This is a genomic window from Pseudomonadota bacterium, from assembly GCA_030860485.1.
Classification (GTDB): domain Bacteria; phylum Pseudomonadota; class Gammaproteobacteria; order JACCXJ01; family JACCXJ01; genus JACCXJ01.
Window position 1 is genome coordinate 1 of sequence record JALZID010000155.1, and the last position, 5,516, is coordinate 5,516.

Consider the following 5,516-nt stretch of genomic DNA (forward strand, 5'->3'; position numbering starts at 1 on the left):
CCCCCCCGAAAGAAAATGTACGAAAGAGCCACTAGCCTAGCACCTCTCTTCCCGACGTCATCGTCCCCTCGCTCTCCTATGCTAGCGGAGTCTTCACGAGCACCGTGAAAAACCAGGACACCGCGGCGACTCCCTCAGGCGTAGCCGTCGGCGTAGCATCCTTCGTGGATGGCGTCTTCAAAACCTGGGGTGCGCACGGCCGCCAGATGGTCGAGACCTTTCCTCAGGCCGAAGTCCGTGAGGTTGTTGGAGCAGATCTCATTGCGCAGGAAGGTAGAGGACTTCTCGTACTGCTTGACGAACCCATGCTTCTAATAGGCATCGTTGACCGCCAAGAATGCGTTGTCGATCCTGCAAGCGGAGTTTTCTCTGACCCAGGTACTCGACCGTCCGGTGACGGGTCGGGTCTTCTTGGAAGAGGTGATCCGCGAGAACCTGGATCTCGGGCGGCCGAGCCAAGTCCAGCAGTTGATCTTCGACCGGCGTGTGAGCCACAGGACCCCGGGCCAGTTTCGGAGCCGGGTGATCACCGAGGGCGTCGTCCCCTCCTTGCACGTCGACTACAAGAGTTCTCGCATCAAGGAGCGTGCTGGTGTTGTTCAGCCTGCAAGCGAGGGGTTTCACCCATTCCGACATGTGAGCCTTGCTGGCTCAACTGCTGGGTCTCGACCCGGCCTATTACCGCCTCGGCAGGATGAACTACGACCTACGCCGCTTGCGGCTGCATGGACTCATACAGCGCATTCCGCACAGCCATCGTTACGAACCCACCATTTCATGATGCAAGTGCTCTAGCGTCTATCCGAGGGCGTAGCACGCGGTGATCTTGCTGCAAGTCGCACGAATACGGGCGTGTCAACAGGAAGAATCAGAGCTTCAAGGGACTGACGAGGTTGGGTCCAAGCCACGGGTCGGGGATAAAGCAACCCCCGGAAGAACCGGGGGTTGAATGCACTGGGTTTGGTCCCGGACGGAAGGGATCCAGTCCGGTCGCTTTGGGAGATGGGAGACCGGCTGAGCGGTTCCGTCTTCCATTGCTCTAGGCGCCGGATCCCTTCGGGTCAGACACGGTTTCCCTTGAGGACATCACTTTGCAAGCTGGTTGTTGGTTTCGTCCGACTCCGCAAAGCGGTTTACGTCATCGACGTAAGCCTTATACGTATGCGTGCCGGTGGGAATGGTGTATGCCCCGCCGTTGGTGCCGACGGTGACGGATGCTCCTGCGGCCAGGGGCCCGTTCACGCCGCCCCAGGTTCTCCACACACCATCCACGAAGTATCCTACACCGATGAGTACGCCTGAGGGAGTCGCCGCGGTGCCCTGGTTTTTCACTGTGCTCGTGAAGATCCCCTTTGCATAGGAGAGCGAGGTGACGACGACGTCGGGGAGAGAGGGGGTAGGCGGGGGTGGCGGGGGTGGCGGGGGCGGTGGTGCGGCACCTCCAGTCTCGAATGCCCCTAGATCAGGAGCTGATCCTGTGAATCGTATTCCTACATAAGTGCCCTTTTCGATGAGATCGCTGCCGGCGGCCAGTTTCAGGAACGGGCAGTTGGGCAACGATCCATCGGCCTGCCTCGGGCCGGTCGCGCACGCCTGGCTTGTAGAAGCGAAGTCAGAGTTATTGGCCGTTACGGGCAGGTTCCAAGAGTTGAAGCTGGCACTGGTTCTCGAGTGTATGCTGACGCCCGACCCGACCGCCAGGTTGTTTCTCATGACATGCGCTGCTTCTCCGCCTGTAATGAAGCTAGCTCCTCGGTTCTCCCATGACGTGTTGTTGAAGAAAGTAATAGGTCTATCAGCTACATTCGAGCTATATCCCGTGTCGCGGTTGCGGAAGGAAAGGTTATTGGTAACCCGATGCCCGCCATCGTTCGGTCCAAGTCCGCCAAGCTTGAAGCCCACTCCGTTTCCGCGAGGGACCAAGGTGCTACCGTTAAATGTGTATCCGTTCTCCCAGGACCAGTTGTTATCGATGACCGCCGCGCCTCCAGTCCACGTATCGATCCCATCGTCAGAGTTGCGCCATGCCCGGTTTCCGCGTATAACGTTTCCGGTTCCGGCCACGACGGCGATTCCGTTAGCGCCGCCTCCAGAACCAAGCCTATCGTCGTTATCATGTACGTCGTTATTCAAGAACAGGTTATTGCTGCTGCTGCCGTTGATGTTTATAGCTGTACCCGACCCGCCTCCGTTCGTGGCGCGTCCTACGTGGTGAATGTTAAGCTGTTCGAATACGTTATTGCTAGAGTTTGAGGCATAGATACCATCGACCGGGCCATTCCTTAGCTCAAGCCCCTTGAAGTGATACCAATTCGCACTGAACATGCGAATGATCATGAGGTTCTGCCCGTTAGGAATCTTTGCCCCATCAATGATCGGCGTTTCTCCAGGATAAGCAAGAACCCTGATAGGATTGCCGCTGGCTCCGGATCGCGTCAGAGTCGTTTGCGCAGTTGGAAAGTACGTCCCGCCACGCATGTATATCGTGTCTCCTGCGACTGCAACATCGTGCGCTTTCTGGAGCGTCGCGAACGGAGACGCCTGGGTTCCAGGATTTGAGTTGTTGCCGTTCGTAGCGACATAATAGCCGGATAATGGCGGCGGTGGTGGCGGGGGAGGCGGGGGCGGGCTCGTGTTCGTTGCAAGCTGGTTGTTGGTTTCGTCCGACTCCGCAAAGCGGTTCACGTCATCGGCGTAAGCCTCATACGTATGCGTGCCGGTGGGAATGGTGTATGCCCCGCCGTTGGTGCCGATGGTGACGGATGCTCCTGCGGCCAAGGGCCCGTTCACGATGCCCCAGGTTCTGAAGACGCCATCTACGGAGTATCCTACGCCGATGGCTACGCCTGAGGGAGTCGCCGCGGTGCCCTGGTTTTTCACCATGCTCGTGAAGATCCCGTTTGCATAGGAGAGCGACGTGACGATGACGTCGGGGAGAGAGGTGATAGGCGGGGCTGGCGGCGGTGGCGGCGGTGGCGGCGGTGGCGGTGGCGTGGGTGGCGGGGGTGGAGTAGTCCCGGAACCTGTGCCAGCGAGATAGACTTCAAGGTTCGTATATCCGCTTCCGGCGACGGCGTTCCGATCAGCCGCGTTATTGGGATTTAGACCACGCGCCGTTTCCCACACATCCGGCATGCCGTCGTGGTCCGTATCAGTGCACGGCGTACCGCCGGAAATAACGGGGAAGCCGCCCACAGCAGCTTCCGTTTCCGGATAAGAGGCACTGCCGGTATTCGTATTATATTGATTAATAAGCCTGGCATCGACACTATCGCGATTCCCCACCCAATTGCCGTTGCAGTCCAGGCGGCGGGAAGCGCCGACGATGGGCAGGAGGCTTGCCTCCAGATTTCCCACCGGCTCGGCTATGATGGGGTAAGCGGTGTTGGCCATAGGTGTGGCGCGCCGCCAGCCGGTAGGAACCGGACCTCCCTCCGGCCCATTCTGGCCGAGTGACTCCCGCGCCATTAGCCATTGGTCCCCGGCAGGATTAGACTGGTTATATCCTTTATTCCCGGACATGTAAATTGACTGAGTACTATAAGCGGACACTTCATGGTTCGAGATGGGCTTAGGCCCCTTCTTCCACAGGTTACCGATGATGTCTGTGCTCATAGGCAGATCCGGCCACCCGATTTGCATATTTAAAAGGCCGATGTTGTAGGTGATGTTGTTTACATAACGTCCAGATTTGATGGTATAGGCAGGATTCCGATGCCTTTCGTTCATCGTCAGGTTGTGGTGCAGATCAATATTTGTCATCCCGCTGCGATCCCCGGCGCCGGAGATCATCCATCCCGTCGCGTGATCCTCCAGTCCTTCCGCCACAAGATTGTATGAAAAGGTTACGCTGTGCACCGAGCTGCCACCACCTTTCCAAACACCAAGTCCCTCGTCCTGATTCCAGCTTAAGGAAATATGATCAGCAACTATATTATGACCCCCAAACACTAGGAATCCGTTGCCGCGTTGGACGTCTCCAGCTGCGCCCGACGTCCACCCCTTGCGAATGCGGGTATACCGCCATATGACGTCGCTGGTGGAAATGTCTACCATTGCGTAGGATGACATGTTTTTGCCGCTGAGCAGGATCCCGCCGCCCGGCGCGGTTTGACCCGCAACAGTGAGGAATGGCTTCGATACCAACAACGGCGACAAGAGTTGAATCGTCCCTCCCACGCGAAAGACACAGGTGCGAGGTCCCGAGGCGGTGACGCAGGCGCGCAGGCTGCCGGCGCCGGAATCGTTGAGGTTGGTGACTTCAATGACCGCTCCGCTGCGGCCGCCCACGGAAACCGCCCCGCCGCCCTGTGCGCCAGGGAAGGCGGGCACGGCGGCACTCGCGAACGTGGGCGCGAATGCAAAAAGGCCAAGTACAATGAGGGGATGTAGTATTTCGTGACGTGTACTCATATCCATATGACCAAGATATTGATGAGGAACTATAGGGAAGGCGGGCAGAGCCGAGGGACAGACACAGCGCGCAATCCGTTTATGTCGACCTGCCTGCCTAGATGGCGGCCTACCCCGGTTTTATCCGCAACGGGCTCAGGTTCTTGACCCGAGTTTTGTGTCCCAGGTCTCACCCCGGAGGGGGGTGGAGGGGAGGTGACAAGGCGCGACGCGTGCGTATTCCGAATTGGAATGAAGGCCCGCAAAGGAAACGGACCCTACGTTCCACCCTTATCCGCGTCGATTTCTATTGGGTGAAGATCTTTTGTAACGACGATGAATCAATGGGTTAGAGAGCGAAAAGCTTGGAAGAGCTATCAGCATCACGCGAGCCAGGGACCGGAGGAGACCCTGGACCCCTTGGTGATGAGCTAAGATGGCAAGGGGATCGTGATGCGAAAAGAAGATCTACGCGAGGCGACCAAGCGCGCGGCGGAGCGGGACGGTCACAGACCCGTCTGTCGGAGGCAGCGCAAGCGCAAGGCGACGGTGGTGCCGGTCTACGAGCGGCAGGTGCGGACGCCCGGATCCATCAGGGGCGTGGAAAGTCAGAAGGAGGAGGCACCCCAAGTGCGAGCGCGCCACAACCGGGTGTGGGCGAGCGTCGAGCGCAGCCCGAACAGGTGACCGAGGAGGTCTTTGAAGAGGCGCGGCGGCGGGACCCCGAGGGGGAAGCGGCCGTGGGTGATGTTGGTCGATGGGTATGAGGGGCATCTTGGGGATACTCACGCCGAGATAGACGGTCCGGGTCGAGGTCACGCTCATCCTCGATTTCATCCACGTGCTCGAATATTTCTCGAAGGCCGCCTGGTGTCTCTTCGCCCCCGGAGGCGACACGGCCGAAGCGTGGGTGGGGGAGCGCAGGCCTAGAAGGGGCGCGAGGGCCGCGCGCCTGCCCGTGGCGCGGAATGAGGATCGCTTAACTCAGTCGAGACATCGTAACCGGATCTGGAAATACGGCCGCTGCGCGGGATACACCCGCGGATCGGTCACGACGGGCCTCAGGGTCTGCACGCGGAAAACCCGGACGCCGCCGGACTTGAGCGTGTGCGGGAGCCGCGGCC

General features: G+C 59.2%; 2 protein-coding genes and 1 pseudogene. 2 read left to right on the top strand and 1 reads right to left on the bottom strand.

The window, feature by feature from the left end:
* Positions 1–342 precede the first annotated feature (342 nt).
* Positions 343–772: pseudogene (locus tag M3461_08615) on the top strand (hypothetical protein).
* Positions 773–1,086: 314 nt separating this feature from the next.
* Here the strand turns inward: M3461_08615 and M3461_08620 are convergent.
* Positions 1,087–4,332: a right-handed parallel beta-helix repeat-containing protein gene (locus tag M3461_08620; GenBank protein MDQ3774407.1), complete on the bottom strand. Its 3,246-nt coding sequence runs from the start codon at positions 4,330–4,332 to the stop codon at positions 1,087–1,089.
* A 513-nt stretch (positions 4,333–4,845) separates the two neighbouring features.
* Between M3461_08620 and M3461_08625 the strand changes: the two genes are divergently transcribed.
* Entirely contained in the window at positions 4,846–5,079 is a 234-nt protein-coding gene (locus M3461_08625; GenBank protein MDQ3774408.1) for a hypothetical protein, read from the top strand.
* Positions 5,080–5,516 lie beyond the last annotated feature (437 nt).